Source organism: Stutzerimonas sp. KH-1, assembly GCF_054483855.1.
The window spans coordinates 2381278-2398389 of sequence record NZ_CM137011.1 but is presented as its reverse complement, the minus strand read 5'-3'; the positions used below and the strand labels follow the sequence as shown (position 1 = coordinate 2398389).

18 protein-coding genes are annotated in these 17112 nt (G+C 63.2%); 13 read left to right on the top strand and 5 right to left on the bottom strand.

Translation table 11 applies throughout. From position 1 onward, the window contains the following. The first annotated feature begins 38 nt into the window (after positions 1 to 38). From moaC to moaE, 3 genes are read left to right on the top strand one after another with little or no spacing between them, the layout of a single operon-like run. Positions 39 to 509 (top strand): cyclic pyranopterin monophosphate synthase MoaC, encoded by a 471-nt coding sequence (gene moaC, locus ACX1DW_RS11575; RefSeq protein WP_125868340.1) that lies wholly within the window; start codon positions 39 to 41, stop codon positions 507 to 509. Next, a complete protein-coding gene (locus ACX1DW_RS11570) occupies positions 506 to 754 on the top strand; it encodes a MoaD/ThiS family protein (RefSeq protein WP_102840657.1) in 249 nt (82 codons plus the stop codon). Before moaC ends, ACX1DW_RS11570 begins: the two co-directional genes overlap by 4 nt. 2 nt (positions 755 to 756) lie before the next feature. After that, complete coding sequence (gene moaE, locus ACX1DW_RS11565; RefSeq protein ID WP_200600038.1) at positions 757 to 1215, top strand: molybdopterin synthase catalytic subunit MoaE; 459 nt, start codon at positions 757 to 759, stop codon at positions 1213 to 1215. Between the two features lie 4 nt (positions 1216 to 1219). Here the strand turns inward: moaE and ACX1DW_RS11560 are convergent, their stop codons facing one another. The 3 genes from ACX1DW_RS11560 to ACX1DW_RS11550 all read right to left on the bottom strand — a co-directional run bounded on the left by ACX1DW_RS11560 (position 1220) and on the right by ACX1DW_RS11550 (position 3773). Beyond that, on the bottom strand, positions 1220 to 1384 hold the full coding sequence (locus tag ACX1DW_RS11560; protein ID WP_013982033.1) for a hypothetical protein: 165 nt from the start codon (positions 1382 to 1384) through the stop codon (positions 1220 to 1222). A 123-nt stretch (positions 1385 to 1507) separates the two neighbouring features. After that, positions 1508 to 2938: an ATP-dependent RNA helicase RhlB gene (gene rhlB / locus ACX1DW_RS11555; protein ID WP_200600036.1), complete on the bottom strand. Its 1431-nt coding sequence runs from the start codon at positions 2936 to 2938 to the stop codon at positions 1508 to 1510. 178 nt (positions 2939 to 3116) lie between these two features. Further along, positions 3117 to 3773: an alpha/beta hydrolase gene (locus ACX1DW_RS11550; RefSeq protein ID WP_200600034.1), complete on the bottom strand. Its 657-nt coding sequence runs from the start codon at positions 3771 to 3773 to the stop codon at positions 3117 to 3119. 338 nt (positions 3774 to 4111) lie between these two features. On the opposite strand from ACX1DW_RS11550, the gene ACX1DW_RS11545 reads away from it, so the two are divergent. The 7 genes from ACX1DW_RS11545 (at position 4112) to ACX1DW_RS11515 (ending at position 14377) form a co-directional block, all read left to right on the top strand. Further along, positions 4112 to 5140, top strand: a complete 1029-nt coding sequence (locus ACX1DW_RS11545; protein ID WP_102840661.1) for an amino acid ABC transporter substrate-binding protein — start codon at positions 4112 to 4114, stop codon at positions 5138 to 5140. A gap of 92 nt (positions 5141 to 5232) precedes the next feature. Next, on the top strand, positions 5233 to 6417 hold the full coding sequence (locus tag ACX1DW_RS11540; RefSeq protein ID WP_200600032.1) for an amino acid ABC transporter permease: 1185 nt from the start codon (positions 5233 to 5235) through the stop codon (positions 6415 to 6417). 4 nt (positions 6418 to 6421) lie between these two features. Then, complete coding sequence (locus tag ACX1DW_RS11535; RefSeq protein ID WP_200600030.1) at positions 6422 to 7519, top strand: amino acid ABC transporter permease; 1098 nt, start codon at positions 6422 to 6424, stop codon at positions 7517 to 7519. A gap of 9 nt (positions 7520 to 7528) precedes the next feature. Next, positions 7529 to 8296 carry an amino acid ABC transporter ATP-binding protein gene (locus ACX1DW_RS11530; protein ID WP_102840664.1) on the top strand — a complete coding sequence of 256 codons (768 nt, stop codon included), beginning with the start codon at positions 7529 to 7531 and terminating at the stop codon, positions 8294 to 8296. 132 nt (positions 8297 to 8428) lie between these two features. Next, positions 8429 to 9763, top strand: coding sequence for a cytochrome D1 domain-containing protein (locus ACX1DW_RS11525; protein WP_200600028.1), 1335 nt, complete (start codon positions 8429 to 8431; stop codon positions 9761 to 9763). Positions 9764 to 9965: 202 nt separating this feature from the next. Next, positions 9966 to 13862 (top strand): phosphoribosylformylglycinamidine synthase, encoded by a 3897-nt coding sequence (gene purL, locus ACX1DW_RS11520; RefSeq protein ID WP_200600026.1) that lies wholly within the window; start codon positions 9966 to 9968, stop codon positions 13860 to 13862. 197 nt (positions 13863 to 14059) lie between these two features. Beyond that, positions 14060 to 14377 (top strand): YqfO family protein, encoded by a 318-nt coding sequence (locus ACX1DW_RS11515; protein ID WP_102840667.1) that lies wholly within the window; start codon positions 14060 to 14062, stop codon positions 14375 to 14377. Between the two features lie 45 nt (positions 14378 to 14422). Here the strand turns inward: ACX1DW_RS11515 and ACX1DW_RS11510 are convergent, their stop codons facing one another. Together ACX1DW_RS11510 and ACX1DW_RS11505 are read right to left on the bottom strand one after the other, a co-directional pair. After that, positions 14423 to 14926, bottom strand: a complete 504-nt coding sequence (locus tag ACX1DW_RS11510) for a L,D-transpeptidase family protein (RefSeq protein WP_200600024.1) — start codon at positions 14924 to 14926, stop codon at positions 14423 to 14425. A gap of 59 nt (positions 14927 to 14985) precedes the next feature. Next, positions 14986 to 15540, bottom strand: coding sequence for an NUDIX hydrolase (locus ACX1DW_RS11505; protein ID WP_125868348.1), 555 nt, complete (start codon positions 15538 to 15540; stop codon positions 14986 to 14988). Positions 15541 to 15714: 174 nt separating this feature from the next. Here ACX1DW_RS11505 and ACX1DW_RS11500 point away from each other — a divergent pair, with 174 nt between their 5' ends. From ACX1DW_RS11500 to ACX1DW_RS11490, 3 genes are read left to right on the top strand one after another with little or no spacing between them, the layout of a single operon-like run. Further along, positions 15715 to 16332, top strand: a complete 618-nt coding sequence (locus tag ACX1DW_RS11500) for a CoA pyrophosphatase (protein ID WP_063544691.1) — start codon at positions 15715 to 15717, stop codon at positions 16330 to 16332. Positions 16333 to 16381: 49 nt separating this feature from the next. Beyond that, positions 16382 to 16903, top strand: a complete 522-nt coding sequence (locus ACX1DW_RS11495; RefSeq protein ID WP_063544693.1) for a gamma carbonic anhydrase family protein — start codon at positions 16382 to 16384, stop codon at positions 16901 to 16903. Then, positions 16900 to 17091: a DUF1289 domain-containing protein gene (locus tag ACX1DW_RS11490; RefSeq protein ID WP_063544695.1), complete on the top strand. Its 192-nt coding sequence runs from the start codon at positions 16900 to 16902 to the stop codon at positions 17089 to 17091. The genes ACX1DW_RS11495 and ACX1DW_RS11490 overlap by 4 nt, the downstream gene beginning before the upstream one ends. Positions 17092 to 17112: the final 21 nt, after the last annotated feature.

Here is a 17112-nt window from a genome sequence, read left to right as displayed (position 1 = left end):
CTGGGGTAGACTCCTGATTTTCAGCTCAGGAGCGCCAAATGCTCACCCATCTCGATTCGCAAGGCCGCGCTAGCATGGTCGACGTCACCGACAAGGCCGTGACGGCGCGCGAGGCCGTAGCGGAGGCACGCGTGCGCATGCTGCCGCAGACCCTGCAGATGATTCAGCAGGGTGGCCATCCCAAGGGCGACGTGTTCGCTGTGGCACGTATCGCCGGCATCCAGGCGGCGAAGAAAACCCATGAACTGATTCCGCTCTGTCACCCGCTGCTGCTGACCAGCATCAAGGTCGAACTGCAGGCCGATGGCGAGGACAGCGTGCTGATCCGCGCGGCCTGCAAACTGGCGGGCCAGACGGGCGTGGAGATGGAGGCGCTGACCGCTGCCAGCGTTGCCGCATTGACCATCTATGACATGTGCAAGGCCGTGGACCGCGGCATGGTGATCGAAGGGGTGCGGTTGTTGGAAAAACTCGGCGGCAAGAGCGGACATTGGCAGGTGCAGGCATGATTTCGATTCAGTTCTTCGCCCGATATCGGGAAACCCTCGGCAGCGATGGCGAGCGCATCCAATGGGATGAGTCGCTCGGCAGCGTGGATGACGTCCGCCGACATTTGTTGGCGCGCGGCGGCGTCTGGGAAGTGCTCGGCGAGCAGAACCTGATGTGCGCGCGCAATCAGGAGCTGTGTGGCCTAGAGGAGGCCGTTGTCGATGGCGACGAGGTGGCCTTCTTTCCTACCGTGACCGGAGGTTGAGCGTGGCGGTTCGTGTTCAACAGGGCTCGTTCGATCCCGGCGCGGAGCTGAACGCGCTGCATGCCGCCAATCTGGGAATCGGCGCGGTCGCCGGCTTCGTCGGCTACGTGCGGGACTTCAATGACGGGCAGGATGTGGCCGGCATGTTTCTCGAGCATGCGCCCGGCATGACGGAAAAAGCGCTGGAAAAGATCGTGCAGGAGGCCGAACAGCGCTGGCCGTTGCTGCGCCTGGATGTGCTGCACCGCGTTGGATCGCTGGAGCCTGGCGAGCCGATCGTGTTCGTCGGTGCGGCCAGTGCCCATCGCGACGCTGCCTTCGACGCCTGTCGTTTCGTCATGGACTACCTGAAAACCCGGGCGCCATTCTGGAAGAAGGAAAGCACCGCGGCCGGGCCACGCTGGGTAGAGGGCCGTGCCAGCGATCAGTTGGCGGCCGAGCGCTGGAACGAGAAGAGCTGAGCCTTCAGTAGAAGGTGATGTACATCTTGAAGGCCAGCGTCGAGAACATGGTGAGGATGCCGAGGCTCAGCAGTCCGACGCCCCATTGTTTGTCCCGGTAGTTGAAGCCCACGCAGAGCAGGACAAAACCGACGACGATGAGGGTCAATAACCAGTGCATGCTGTCCATCGGTGATCCTCCTGATTCGATACCTGGGTACTACTTTAGTCGCTTCGAGTCAGAAGCGGCCTGACCCAGGTCATCGGTACCAGTCGACCGGCCCGCCTGGGCAGGCTCCGGGCAGCAAGGTGTTCAGCGCGAGCGGGGGACGGGCGCAAGCAGTTCCGCCGGCGGCATCTCGCACTGGATCTTGCGGCCGATCAGTGCTTCGATGGGCGGCAGAGCGAAGGCGTCGTCCTCGCCAGCGAAGCTGATGGAGGTGCCGCTGGTGCCGGCGCGGCCGGTCCGACCGATGCGGTGCACGTAATCGTCCGGGTCTTCCGGCAGGGTGAAGTTGATCACATGGCTGATGCCATCGACGTGAATGCCGCGACCGGCGACGTCGGTGGCCACCAGCACGCGAATCTTGCCCTCGCGAAAGCCCTCCAGCGTGCGGATGCGCTTGTGCTGCGGGACGTCGCCGGACATCTGCGCTGCACTGATGCCATCCTTGGTCAGGCGTTCCTCGATGCGTCGCACTTCGTCCTTGCGGTTGGCGAATACCATCACCCGCGTCCAGTCGTTCTGGGTAATCAGGTTGTACAGCAGCTTGTACTTGTCGCTGCCGGCTACGGCGTAGACGTGCTGCTCGACGGTATCGCTGGCGACGTTCTCCGGTTCGATCTCGACCACGGCGGGGTTGGTGGTCCATTGCTGTGCCAGGTTCATCACGTCATCGGTGAAGGTGGCGGAGAACAGCAGGGTCTGACGTTCGCTCTTGGGCGGGGTCTGCCGGATGATCTGGCGGACCTGCGGGATGAAGCCCATGTCGAGCATGCGGTCGGCCTCGTCGAGGACCATCACCTCGACCATGTCCAGGTGCACCTCACCGCGCTGGTTGAAATCCAGTAGGCGGCCGGGGGTGGCAACGAGGATGTCGCAGTAACGCGATTCCAGCTGTTTGAGCTGCTTGTCGAAATCCATGCCGCCGACAAAGCTCATCACGTTGAGGTCGGTGTACTTGGTCAGGTCCAGCGCATCGTTGGCGATCTGCACCACCAGTTCGCGAGTCGGAGCGATGATCAGTGCGCGTGGCTCGCCCATGTAGCGGTCTTTCGGTGGCGGCGTCTCGAGCAACTGGGTAATGGTGGAAATCAGAAATGCGGCGGTCTTGCCCGTGCCGGTCTGGGCGCGACCGATGGCGTCCCTTCCTGCGAGTGTGTAGCCGAGCACCTGAGCCTGGATCGGCGTGCAATAAGGGAAGCCCAGGTCGTGAATGGCGTGCATCAGCTCTGGTGCGAGCTTGAAGTCATGGAAGCGGGTCTTGCCTTCGGCCGGTTCGACCACGAAGTCTTCCAGCTTCCAGGCCGGGGCGGCGGGTTTGGGCGGTTTGCTGCTGCGCTGGCGGCGTGGCTTTTCAGCGGTGCGCTGGGTGGCCTGCGGCTTGGGTTGGGCTTCGTTCGTCGCGACCTGCTGGGTCACGGGGTCGGTTTGCCGTTCGTGGCTGGCAGATGCGGCACCAGTCGTTGTGGCGGCCCGCTCGTCCGGGGCCTTGCCAAAGATTTTCTTGAGTGCTTTGAGCACGGTCTTCTCGTCGTCGAAATGGGAAAGAATCGCGCGTCAGTGTAATGCAAGACGCAAATGTGGCGAAGCCTCCCGCCTGGCACGGGCGGCCGACGTGGTAGGCGGTCGGACGATGGCAGGTGTGAAGCGGCGCGCTGCCACGGATAGTCGCACGTCCAGCTTCCTCTGATGCGCCTGGTCAGCCAAGACGTTCAGCGAGCCAGGCGCCGATGTCGCGAATTTCCTCCGGCAGCACTTCATGGCCCATCGGATAGTCGTGCCACGCCGCGGTGACGCCTGCGTCCTGCAGGGTCTGAAAGGCGGCGCGGCCCATCGCCATAGGCACGACATCGTCGCGGCTGCCGTGCAGGCACAGTACCGGATACTGCAGTGCGGCAGGGGCGAATGCCGACGGCTCGGTAAAGGTGGGCGCGTAGGTCGAAAGCGCGATGACGCCGCCCAGCGGTCCCTGCCAGCGTAGAAACGCTGTGTGCAGGACGACCGCACCGCCCTGGGAGAAGCCGGCCAGGAAGATGCGTGCCGGATCGATCCCGGCATCGCGTTGCGCCTCGAGCAACGAGATGACCTGTTGTGCTGAAGCTTCCAGCTGGTCACGGTTGATCGCGCGGGCCGGGCTCATGGCAAGGATGTCGTACCAGCTTGGCATGCTCCAACCACCGTTGATGGTCACCGGACGCGTCGGCGCCTGTGGCAGGACGAAGCGCGTGCTAAGCAGCCGTTGTTGCAGGGCTTCGGCAACCGGCAGGAAGTCGTAACGGTCGGCGCCCAGGCCGTGCAGCCAGATGACACAGGCGTCGGCGCTGTTGGACGGCTCGAGAATCAGCGGGGTAGTCATGGATCGGCTCCGGTCTGGGTACGGTTGCCTCTTCTTGGGGCGCTCTGTCCGCCGCCAGTGAGGAAATAGCGCGAGGTTACCCGCTACGGCGTGACGTTAGAACCCGAGGTGGTACGTCGGCGCGCGTTCCCGGCGATCTGGTACGCCGCTTGCTTTGTGCTGCCTGCTCTTAAGGGATCGGCCTGCAGGGGCGAGTCGAGGCAATGACAAACAACGTTGCCGTTCATCCATGGGCGACTAGACTCAGGTCAGGCTGGCACCGCTTCGTTTGGCCCGTCGGTACATCGAAGTGGTTCATGGCCCGAACCCGAGAATAAGAAAGCAAACTGGAGGTTTCGATGATTAGGGTGAAATCCACACTGGCTGCGCTGGGCGCTGCGTCACTGCTGGGTATGAGCGGGTTGGCGCAGGCAGGGGCGACCCTCGATGCGGTGCAGAAGAAGGGATTCGTGCAGTGCGGCATCAGCGATGGCCTGCCAGGGTTTTCGTTCGCCGACGCCAAGGGCCAGTACCAGGGGCTCGATGTTGATGTCTGTCGAGCAGTCGCCGCCGCGGTGTTCGGCGACGCGAGCAAGGTCAAGTACAGCCCACTGACCGCCAAGGAGCGCTTCACCGCGCTGCAGTCGGGCGAGGTGGACATGCTGTCGCGCAACACCACCTGGACGAGCTCGCGCGATGCAGCGATGGGGTTGAATTTTACTGGCGTGACCTACTACGACGGGCAGGGCTTCCTGGTAAACAAGGAACTCGGCGTCAAGAGTGCCAAGGAGCTTGATGGCGCGACTGTCTGCATTCAGGCCGGCACCACCACGGAGCTGAATCTCTCCGACTATTTCCGCGCCAACGGCCACAACTACACCCCCATCACCTACGACACCTCCGATGAAAGCGCCAAGTCGCTGGAGTCCGGGCGCTGCGACGTGCTCACCTCTGACCAGTCCCAGCTCTATGCCCAGCGCATCAAGCTGGCGAAGCCTGATGACTATGTCGTATTGCCTGAGGTGATATCCAAGGAGCCCCTTGGCCCGGCGGTTCGCCAGGGCGATGAGGAGTGGTTCGATATCGTGCGCTGGACGCTGTTCGCCATGCTCAATGCCGAGGAACTGGGTGTCACCTCGGCAAACGTCGAGGAGAAGGCCAAAAGCACCAAGAATCCGGACGTTGCCCGCCTGCTGGGTGCCGAAGGTGAATATGGCAAGGACCTGAAGCTTCCGAAGGACTGGGCGGTACAGATCATCAAGCAGGTCGGTAACTATGGCGAGATCTTCGATCGCAACGTCGGTGCCGGCAGCGAGCTGAAGATCGAACGCGGCCTCAATGCCCTGTGGAACAACGGCGGCGTGCAGTACGCCCCGCCGGTACGTTGAGCGAGCGGGGCCGGCTATACCGGCTCCGTTACCAGAGGGAGAAGTATCACCGGTGCGCACAACGCGCCGGTGATGCGGTATGAGGACATTCGATGCGAACCATCGACAATCCCCGCCCGGCGGGCGGATCGCTTCTGCATGATCCGCGAGCGCGGGCCTGGCTATTTCAGATTCTGGCCGTCATCGCCGTGGTGGCATTCGGTTGGTACCTTTTCCATAATACCCAGACCAATCTCGCCCATCGCGGCATCACCTCCGGCTTCGGCTTTCTCGACAACGCTGCCGGCTTCGGCATTTCCCAGCACCTGATCGACTACAGCGAGAGCGACAGCTACGGTCGCGTATTCTGGGTCGGGCTGCTCAACACCCTGCTGGTCAGCGTGATCGGGATCGTCCTGGCCACGATCATGGGCTTCATCCTCGGCGTGGGGCGGCTCTCCAGCAACTGGCTGATCCGCCAGCTGGCGACGCTTTACATCGAGATCTTTCGCAATATCCCGCCGCTGCTGCTGATCTTCTTCGTCTATTTCGCCGTAATCAGCCCGCTGCCGGGGCCGCGCAACAGCCTGAGCCTGTGGGATGCGGTGTTCGTCAACAATCGTGGCGTGCAGATGCCGGCACCCAGCGCCGCCGAGGGTTTCTGGGCGTTCTGGCTGGCGCTGTTGGTGGCGTTGGCCTCGGTGGTCATGCTCAGCCGTTGGGCCCGCGCCCGACGCCATGCCACGGGCCGCATGTTTCCGGTGTTCTGGACCAGCCTCGGGCTGTTCATCGCCATACCCTGGTTGGTGACGCTCGTTGCCGGGGCACCGTTCAGCTGGGAAGTGCCGGAGCTGCAGCGCTTCAATATCCGTGGTGGTTGGGTGGTGATACCGGAGCTGGTGTCGATCGTGGTGGCGCTTTCGGTCTATACCGCTGCATTCATCGGCGAGACCGTGCGCGCGGGTATCCAATCGGTCAGCCATGGCCAGACCGAGGCCGCCGCGTCCCTCGGCCTGCGTCCGGGACAGGTGCTGCGGCTGGTCATCGTGCCGCAGGCGCTGCGGGTCATCGTGCCGCCCTTGACCAGTCAGTACCTGAACCTGGCGAAGAACTCATCGCTCGCAGCGGCAATCGGCTATCCGGACATGGTCTCGCTGTTCGCCGGCACGGTGCTCAACCAGACCGGGCAGGCCATCGAAACCATGGCCATCACCATGAGCGTCTATCTGGCCATCAGCATCAGCATTTCGCTGCTGATGAACTGGTACAACAAGCGCATTGCGCTGATCGAGCGGTGAGCGCATGACCATTCATACCTTCAAGCCCGACCTGCCGCCACCGACCATCAGCATCGGTGCGTTCGGCTGGTTGCGGGCCAATCTGTTCTCCAGCTGGCTCAACACATTGCTGACGCTGGTCGGTCTGTATCTGCTGTGGCTGATCGTGCCGCCGGTGCTCGAATGGGCGATTTTCAAGGCTGACTGGACCGGCGACACGCGCGCCGATTGCAGCCGCGAAGGTGCCTGCTGGGTGTTCGTGCAGGTCCGCTTCGGTCAGTTCATGTACGGCTTCTACCCCACGGAGCTGCGCTGGCGGGTCGATGCGGCGGCATGGTTGGCGGTCATCGGCGCGGCGCCACTGTTTCTGCGGCAGATGCCGCACAAGCTGCGCTACGGCATCGGTTACCTGCTGGTCTATCCGCTGCTGGCCTACTGGCTGCTGCATGGCGGATTCCTCGGGTTGCAGACGGTGCCGACCAGTCAGTGGGGTGGGCTGATGCTGACCGTGGTGATCGCCGCGGTAGGCATTGCCGGCGCCTTGCCTTTGGGCATCCTGCTGGCGCTCGGGCGACGCTCGGACATGCCGGCCATCCGGGTGCTCTGCGTGACCTTCATCGAGTTCTGGCGCGGCGTACCGCTGATCACCGTGCTGTTCATGTCGTCGGTGATGCTGCCGCTGTTCCTTCCCGAAGGCATGAACCTCGACAAGCTGTTGCGGGCGATGCTGATGGTGGTGTTCTTCGAGGCCGCCTACATCGCCGAAGTGGTACGCGGCGGCCTGCAGGCGATCCCCAAAGGGCAGTACGAGGCGGCGGCCGCCATGGGTCTGGGCTACTGGCGCAGCACGCTGCTGGTGATTCTGCCGCAGGCGCTGAAGCTGGTGATTCCGGGCATCGTCAATACCTTTATCGCCCTGTTCAAGGACACCAGCCTGGTGATCATCATCGGCCTGTTCGACTTCCTCAACAGCATCAAGCGCGCTACGGCGGACCCGGCCTGGCTGGGTATGTCCACCGAAGGCTACGTGTTCGCCGCGCTGGTGTACTGGATGTTCTGTTTCGGCATGTCCCGCTATTCCATGCGCCTGGAGCGCAAGCTGGACACCGGCCACAAGCGTTAGGAGTGAGATATGAATGATTCAATCGCGCAGGCCGGGCAGGCAAGCGAGCCGGTCATCCGCATGCAGGGCGTGCACAAGTGGTTCGGGCAGTTCCATGTGCTCAAGGACATCAACCTGTCCGTGCGGCAGGGCGAGCGCATCGTGTTGTGCGGGCCGTCCGGGTCGGGCAAGTCCACCACCATCCGCTGTCTGAACCGCCTGGAGGAGCATCAGCAGGGGCGCATCGTCATCAATGGTGTGGAGCTGACCAGCGATCTCAAGCAGATCGAGGCGATTCGCAGTGAAGTCGGTATGGTCTTCCAGCACTTCAATCTGTTTCCGCACCTGACCGTGCTGCAGAACTGCACCTTGGCGCCGATGTGGGTGCGCAAGCTGCCGCGCCGGCAGGCCGAGGAGATCGCCATGCATTATCTCGAGCGCGTGCGCATTCCCGAGCAGGCCAACAAGTTTCCCGGTCAGCTCTCCGGCGGCCAGCAGCAGCGGGTGGCGATCGCCCGGGCGCTGTGCATGAAGCCGAAGATCATGCTGTTCGACGAGCCGACTTCGGCGCTCGACCCGGAGATGGTCAAGGAAGTGCTGGACACTATGATCGGTCTCGCCGAAAGCGGCATGACCATGCTCTGCGTGACGCATGAAATGGGCTTCGCCCGCACCGTGGCCGACCGGGTGATCTTCATGGACAAGGGCGAAATCGTCGAACAGGCCGAGCCGGAGGTGTTCTTCACCAACCCGGTGAACGACAGGACCAAGCTGTTCCTCAGTCAGATACTGCATTGAGAACTGCAGGCCTCCGAGCGAAACAGTCGCCCTGTTTCGGCATCCCGCCTGATCTCCGGTTGACATCGGTCATGGGCGGACGTCCGGCGATAGCCTGTAATCGTCGCATCCCATCGCTTCGGGGGCGTCGGCATGTCGAAGCGCAGAACCTGTGGTGTCATTCGTTCGCTACAGCTAGCAGTCGCCTGGCTGCTGGCGTGCGCGCTGGTCGCCTCGGCACAGGCAGAGGCGCTCTGGACACCGGCGGACATCGCGCTTTCCCGTCATGTGCCGCCTGAGGCCGAGGCAACTGATTCGCCCGCTTATGAAGCCGATCCATTGGGGCTGATCCTCGTGGTCGAGGCCGGCGGCTCGCATGTCACTATCCTCGATGGCGAAAAGCTCGAGACCATCCACCGCTTTGTCACGCGGGGAGTGCATGGCAGCCCCTGTTTCACTCGCGACGGGCGCTTTGTGTTTTTCGTATCCCGCGATGGCTGGGTGACCAAGTACGATCTGTGGACGCTGACGGTCGTCGCCGAAGTGCGTGCGGGTCTGGACAGCAGCAATATCGCCATTTCGCCTGCCGGCGACCACATTGCCGTGGCTAATCTGCGGCCCCATGCGTTGGTGCTGCTCGATGGAGAACTCAACCTGCTCAGGGTCCTGCCGACCCTCGACCACAAGGGCGAGCGCAGCTCGCGGGTGTCGGCGGTCTACGGTCTGCCGGCGCGTCGGTCGTTCATCGTTGCGATGAAGGACATCGCCGAGCTGTGGGAGGTCAGCTATGACCCTGGCGCCGAGGACATGGCGATCGGTCTGGTGCATGACTTCCAGTACCGGGAGGGGACGTTCGTTTCCGGTTATCTCAACCCCCGGCGGATCGAGCTGGATGGGCCGTTGGATGACTTCTTCTTCAACCCGGAGCAGGCCGAGCTGTTCGGCGTGTCGTCCCAGGGCGAGGTGGAGGTCGTTCATCTGGATGCGCGTCGGCGGATCGGCCGGTTGCCCATGCAAGGGCACCCAGACATGGCGTCGAGTGTCGCCTGGCGGCGCGACGGCAGGTTGCTGATGTCCAGCACCGGTCAGGTGTCGCCCGAAATGGCGGTGATCGATCCGGAGCAACGCGCGCTGGTACGACGTATCGCTCTGAAGGGGCCTGGGCGCTTGCTCACGGCTCACGAGAACAGCCGGTATCTGTTGGTCGTTTCGACGATGCCGGCCGACTCTCGGCAGGTGCTGCAGGCGATCGACCGGGAGACGCTGGAAGTGGCGCGAGAATTCCTGGCCGAGCCGGAGGCGACACTGGCTCATGTCGAATTCTCACGAGATGGCCGCCATGTCCTGGTCAGCCTGCAGCGCGACGAGGGAGCGCTGATCGCGCTCGATAGCCACACCCTGGCCGAGGTGAAACGCCTGCCGATGAAACAGCCGGTCGGCCAATACGGCGTCTGGAGGAGGGCCGGGCTTCAGGGTGGCGCGCGCTAGCCAGCGGCCGGCTCTCGGTCGATTCCGTCAATCGGTCCTGGCGGGCCGGGTATGGGCTCGCGGGGCAGGTTGCGGCCTTGCGCTGGTCGTCGGGGCCAGCTGTCAGCAAGGCTCCGGACTTGCAGCGGGTCGCTGCCCCTTGCCCATCGTCATGAGCTAGAATACGCGCCCCGACTGCTCCCCCTCCGAGGCTGTTCCGACGATGTTGATCCTGCGCGGCGCTCCCGCTCTTTCCGCCTTCCGTCATGGCAAGCTCCTGGCACAACTGACCGAGAAGGTCCCTGCCGTCAGCGGGTTGTACGCCGAGTTCGCCCATTTCGCCGAGGTTTCCGGCACGCTTGATGCGGATGAGCAGCACGTACTGACCCGCCTGCTGAAGTACGGACCCAGCGTGCCGGTACAGGAGCCCGCCGGTCGGCTGTTCCTGGTGGTGCCGCGTTTCGGCACCATCTCGCCCTGGTCGAGCAAGGCCAGCGACATCGCCCACAATTGCGGCTTGGAGAAGATCCAGCGGCTGGAGCGGGGGATCGCCTACTACGTGCAGGGTGAAATCTCCGACGGCGACGCCAAGCTTGTCGCTGCCGCGCTGCACGACCGCATGACCCAGCTGGTGCTGGGCCGCTTCGAGGAGGCCGCCAACCTGTTCAGCCATGCCGAGCCGAAGCCGCTGACGGCGGTGGATGTACTCGGCGGCGGCCGCGCCGCGCTGGAGAAGGCCAACGTCGAACTGGGCCTGGCCCTGGCCGAGGACGAAATCGACTATCTGGTGCAGGCCTTCACCGGACTGGGACGCAACCCGCACGATATCGAGCTGATGATGTTCGCCCAGGCGAACTCCGAGCACTGCCGGCACAAGATCTTCAATGCCAGTTGGGACATCGATGGCGAGAGCCAGGAAAAGTCCCTGTTCGGCATGATCAAGAACACCTACCAGCTGCACAACGAGGGCGTGCTGTCGGCGTACAAGGACAACGCCGCGGTCATCGTCGGCAACGTCGCCGGGCGCTTCTATCCGAATCCTGAGACGCGCGAGTACGCGGCCAGCCAGGAGCCGGTGCATATCCTGATGAAGGTGGAAACCCACAACCACCCGACCGCCATCGCGCCGTTCCCCGGGGCTTCCACCGGCTCGGGCGGCGAGATTCGCGACGAGGGTGCCACTGGCCGCGGCGCCAAGCCGAAGGCCGGCCTTACCGGTTTCACCGTATCCAACCTGAACATCCCAGGTTTTGAGCAGCCCTGGGAAAAGCCCTACGGCAAGCCCGAGCGCATCGTCACCCCGCTGGACATCATGATCGAGGGTCCGCTGGGCGGCGCCGCGTTCAACAACGAATTCGGTCGGCCGGCGCTGACCGGCTATTTCCGTACCTTCGAGCAGGCAATCAGCACCCCGCATGGCGAGGAAGTGCGCGGCTACCACAAGCCGATCATGCTTGCCGGTGGCATGGGCAACATTCGCGAAGAGCATGTGCAGAAGGGCGAGATTTCGGTCGGCGCCAAGCTGATCGTCCTCGGCGGCCCGGCCATGCTGATCGGCCTGGGTGGCGGCGCGGCATCGTCGATGGCCACCGGTACCAGCTCGGCTGATCTGGACTTCGCCTCGGTACAGCGCGACAACCCGGAAATGGAGCGTCGCTGCCAGGAAGTCATCGATCGCTGCTGGCAGATGGGCGAGCAGAACCCGATCAAGTTCATTCACGACGTGGGCGCCGGCGGTCTGTCCAACGCCTTCCCCGAGCTGGTCAACGATGGCGGTCGTGGCGGCCGTTTCGAGCTGCGCAACATTCCCAACGACGAGCCGGGCATGGCGCCGCTGGAAATCTGGTGCAACGAATCCCAGGAGCGCTACGTGCTTTCGGTCGATGCGGCCGATTTCGAACGTTTCAAGGCCATCTGCGAGCGCGAGCGTTGCCCGTTCGCGGTGGTCGGCGAGGCCACCGAGGAAGCGCATCTGACCGTCGCCGACAGCCATTTCGGCAACAAGCCGGTGGACATGCCGCTCAACGTGCTGCTCGGCAAGGCGCCACGCATGCACCGCAGCGCCAGCCGCGAAGCCGAACTGGGCGATGACTTCAATGCCGCGGCGGTCTATCTGGACGAAGCCGTGGGCCGCGTGCTGCGCCATCCTGCGGTGGCCAGCAAGAGCTTTCTGATCACCATCGGTGACCGCAGCATCACCGGCCAGGTGGTCCGCGACCAGATGGTCGGTCCATGGCAGGTGCCCGTGGCGGACTGTGCGGTAACCGCCGCCAGCTTCGACGTCAATTGCGGCGAGGCGATGGCAATGGGCGAGCGCACCCCGCTGGCACTGCTCGACGCTCCGGCCTCCGGGCGCATGGCCATCGGTGAGACGCTGACCAACCTGGCTGCCGCTTCCATCGAGAAGATCTCCGACATCAAGCTGTCGGCCAACTGGATGGCCGCAGCCGGGCATCCGGGGGAGGATGCACGCCTGTACGACACCGTGCGTGCCGTTGGTATGGAACTCTGCCCGCAGCTGGGTATTACCATTCCGGTGGGCAAGGACTCGATGTCGATGAAGACGCGCTGGTCGGATGATGGCGCCGAGAAGAGCGTGACCTCGCCGCTTTCCCTCATCGTGTCTGGCTTTGCTCCGGTCAGCGACGTCCGCCGTACGTTGACGCCACAGCTGCGCCTGGACAAGGGGGCCACCGACCTGATCCTGATCGACCTCGGTCGCGGGCAGAACCGTCTGGGTGGATCGATTCTCGCCCAGGTCTACGGCAAGCTCGGGCGGCAGGTGCCGGATCTCGACGATGCCGAAGACCTGCGCGCATTCTTTGCCGTCATTCAGGGGCTCAATGCCGATGGGCTGCTGCAGGCCTATCATGACCGCTCCGACGGAGGCCTGCTGACTACCATGCTGGAAATGGCGTTCGCCGGTCACTGTGGTCTGAATCTGAATCTCGATGGTCTGCTGGATGATGCCGACGACGTGCCAGCCGTGCTCTTCAACGAAGAGCTGGGTGCGGTCATTCAGGTACGCCAGGATGACACCGAGATCGTGCTCTCGCAGTTCAGCGCAGCCGGCCTCGGCGACTGCGTCGCGGTCATCGGGCAGCCCGCCAACAATGGCTATGTCTCCATCAGGCTGGCCGGCAACGAGGTGTTCAGCGGCGACCGTCGCCTGCTGCAGCGCCAGTGGGCCGAGACCAGCTACCAGATCCAGCGCCTGCGGGACAACGCCGAGTGCGCCGACCAGGAGTTCGACGCGCTGTTGGAGGAGGACAATCCCGGCCTCAGCGTCAAGCTCGGCTTCGACGTCAACCAGGACATCGCCGCGCCCTACATCAAGCGTGGTGTGCGCCCGCAGGTGGCGGTGCTGCGCGAGCAGGGCGTCAACGGTCAGGTAGAGATGGCAGCGGCGTTCGACCGGGCCGGGTTTGCCGCGGTCGACGTGCACATGAGTGATGTTCTCTCCGGTCGCGTCAGCCTCGAGGCGTTCAAGGGCCTGGTCGCCTGCGGCGGTTTCTCCTACGGCGACGTGCTGGGTGCCGGCGAGGGCTGGGCCAAGTCGGTCCTGTTCAATGCGCGCGCGCGCGACGGCTTCCAAGCCTTCTTCGAACGCAAGGACAGCTTCGCCCTGGGTGTGTGCAACGGCTGCCAGATGATGAGCAACCTGCACGAGCTGATCCCGGGAACCGAGTACTGGCCGCACTTCGTGCGCAACCGCTCGGAGCAATTCGAAGCGCGCGTGGCAATGGTCCAGATTCAGGACTCGCCGTCGATCTTCCTGCAGGGCATGGCCGGCTCCCGCCTGCCGATCGCCATCGCTCATGGCGAAGGCCATGCGGAGTTCGAAAGCGAGGAGGCCATGTTGCAGGCTGATCTCTCCGGTACCGTGGCGCTGCGCTACGTCGACAACCATGGCAAGGTCACCGAGCGCTATCCTGCCAACCCGAGCGGCTCGCCGCGGGGCATAACGGGTCTGAGCAGTCGTGATGGTCGTGTAACCATCATGATGCCGCACCCCGAGCGGGTGTTCCGCGCCGTAACCAACTCCTGGCGTCCGGACGAATGGCAGGAGGACGGCGGCTGGATGCGCATGTTCCGCAATGCGCGTGTCTGGGTTGACTGATCACGCTTTCGACCCGAGCCCTGCAAGCCCGCTGATCGCGATCAGCGGGCTTTTCATTTGGACCAATGTCTATGAACCGTGGGTGCTGCTCGGCGTCTGAGCTATGACGCGCAGCACCTTTTGTGCGGTGCGTGGCTGGCAAACTGCCATCTATCTCGTCTGGCCACGCGCCAGGCTTCATGCGCACGGAGAGGTCGATGTACAAGCTGTGTTTCTATGTTCCGGAAAGCCATCTGGAAGCGGTCAAGAAAGCAGTGTTCACAGTAGGTGGCGGTCGAATCGGTAGTTATGACAGCTGCTGCTGGCAAACGCTGGGGCAGGGGCAGTATCGGCCGCTGGAGGGTAGCCAGCCTTTTCTGGGCCAGACCGGACAAGTGCAGCACGTGGCCGAATGGAAGGTCGAGATGGTGGTCGCCGACGAGCTGATTCACGACAGCGTCAAGGCGATGAAGAAGGCTCACCCCTACGAAACGCCAGCGTTCGATGTGTGGCGTCTATCCGATATGCAGTTCTGATCAGGGGGTGAGCGCCCCCGCCGTTATTGGATGGTGCCTGGGCGGTCAGGGCCGTATCTCGATCAGCGTGCCGTCCTTGACCAGCGACCAGATTTCTCGCATGTCGCTGTTGCTCAGGGCGATACAGCCTTCGGTCCAGTCGAGGGTATGGAAGAACCACTCGGGATACTCTTCGTCGAGTGGCGTGCCATGCAGCATGATCATGCTGCCCGGCGGCACCCCTTCCTCCTGCGCACGTGCCAGGTCGCGGGCGTTGGGGTAGGAGATGTGCATCGACAGGTTGTATTTGTCGCTGGTCTTGCGCCAGTCGATCCAGTAGAAACCCTCGGGCGTACGCATGTCGCCTTCACGCAGCTTCGCGCCGCGTGGCTGCTTGCCCAGCGAGACGCGATAGCTCTTGAGCGTCTGGCCGGCGCTGACCAGATGAAGTTGGCGTTCCGATTTGACCACCAGCACCTTGTCAATGGACGAGCCGCCCAGGCCGGGTGTCGTGGTGGCGTAGGACATCGCGGTGAAGGCTAGGCAGAGCAGGGTGAACAGCCAGCGCATCGAAACTTTCCCATGGAAAACTGCATCAGACCTGTATTGCCGTCATGCCGTACCGAACATCAACTTGCCCGGTCGCGCTGCCTGAGGCCGGAGACGGCTTCGTTACGTACCGGGAAGGTCTGCTGCACCCGGTCGGTGAAGAAGCATTCTAGGGTACGGCCAATGGTCGGAAAAGCCAGCTCGGACCAAGGGATGTCCTGCTGATGAAAGAGTTTCACCTCGAGACTCTCGTCCCCGGCACAGAAGTCCAGATCGACCAGCTGCGCGCGAAAGAACATGTAGACCTGATTGATATGTGGCAGATCGAACAGGGTGTACAGCTGCAGGTCCCTGACTCTTGCGCAGGCTTCCTCGAGCGTTTCGCGCGCAGCAGCCTGCTGCATCGTTTCGCCGTTTTCCATGAAGCCAGCCGGCAGTGTCCAGTAGCCGCGTCTCGGTTCGATCGCGCGCCGGCAGAGCAGCACCTGGTCGTCCCAGATCGGCACGCAACCGGCAACGATACGTGGATTCTGGTAGTGCACGGTCTGACAACTATCGCAGACGAAGCGCGGTCGGTTGTCACCGTCCGGGACGCGGATCAGGACCGGGTTGCCACACTGGTTGCAGTACTTCATGGACGAATTCCTGTCGATTACGGCAAATCTTGGGCCGTCCGCGGTAATTCGGCAAGGAACCACGAACCTCCGTGACCCATGAGCCTGTTCGTCCGGCACCATGGCTTTTCCGAGGTCTTGGGCCGTTGCGCCTTTCATGCCATGATGCCGGTCAAAGACGAAACGAGACTATTCATGCTGGACACAATACTCCGACGGGTGCGTGGCTATTCTCCGCATCTCTTGGCGCCGGAGGGTCGCCTGCCCGAGGCGGCCGTGTTGATGCCGATCACTCGCAGCGAATCGCCGGAACTTGTGCTGACGCTTCGAGCCGCGGGCCTCTCCACCCACGGCGGTGAAGTGGCATTCCCCGGCGGGCGCCGTGATCCGGAGGACCGTGATCTGCTAGAGACGGCGCTGCGCGAAGCCGAGGAGGAGGTGGGGCTTGCTCCCGGTATGGTGGAGGTGGTCGGGCCACTCAGCAGTCTGGTTTCGGTGCATGGAATCCATGTCACGCCGTATGTCGGACTGGTACCGGATTATGTCGAGTATCGGGCCAACGATGCTGAAATCGCCTCGGTCTTTTCGGTGCCGCTGGAGTTCTTCTGCCAGGACCCGCGCGAGGTCACTCACCGGATCGATTATCAGGGGCAGAGCTGGTACATCCCGTCCTATCGTTTTGGCGAATATCAGATATGGGGACTGACGGCGATCATGATCGTCGAACTGGTGAACGTCGTTTACGACGCCGGTATCGAGATGCGCCGCGCGCCGGCGGCGTTCGTCGATCTGTCCGGACGCAGCAGGCCCTGACCCGGCCCCGGTGCGGGCCGACTATTCAAGCTGACTGAGAGGTAATGCCGTGAAATACCGTCTGGGAGAGTCGCGTGTGGATGCCCATCCGCAGAGCTGGGTGGCACCGAACGCTACGCTGGTGGGCAAGATCCGGCTCGATGCCGGCGCCAGCGTCTGGTTCGGCGCGGTGTTGCGCGGCGACAACGAGCTGATTCACATCGGCGAAAACAGCAACGTCCAGGACGGCAGCGTGATGCACACGGACATGGGCCATCCGCTGACGCTGGGAACTGGCGTGACGGTGGGGCACAACGCCATGCTGCATGGCTGTACGGTGGGTGACTACAGCCTGATCGGCATCAACGCCGTGGTGCTCAACGGAGCGAAGATCGGCAGGCATTGCATCATTGGCGCCAACACCCTGATTCCTGAAGGCAAGGAAATCCCCGATGGCTCGCTGGTGGTTGGTTCACCAGGCAAGGTTGTGCGGGAGTTGACCGAGGAGCAGAAGAAGATGCTCGAGGCCAGCGCCGCTCATTACGTGCACAACGCGCAACGCTACGCGCGCGATCTGGAGCCGGATGAGTGAGTCTTCAGGAAAAACCGGTAGCCTCCCCCTGCGTCAGCCTCTGTGCGCTGGATGACGACGATCTGTGCGTCGGCTGCCAGCGCAGTTCCGATGAGATTCGCCGCTGGGGGCTGATGGACAATGAAGAGCGGCGCCAGGTGCTGCGCCGTTGCAACGAGCGGGCCCGCCTCGGTGGCCAGCTGATGTAGGACGCCGATGGCGTTGATCGA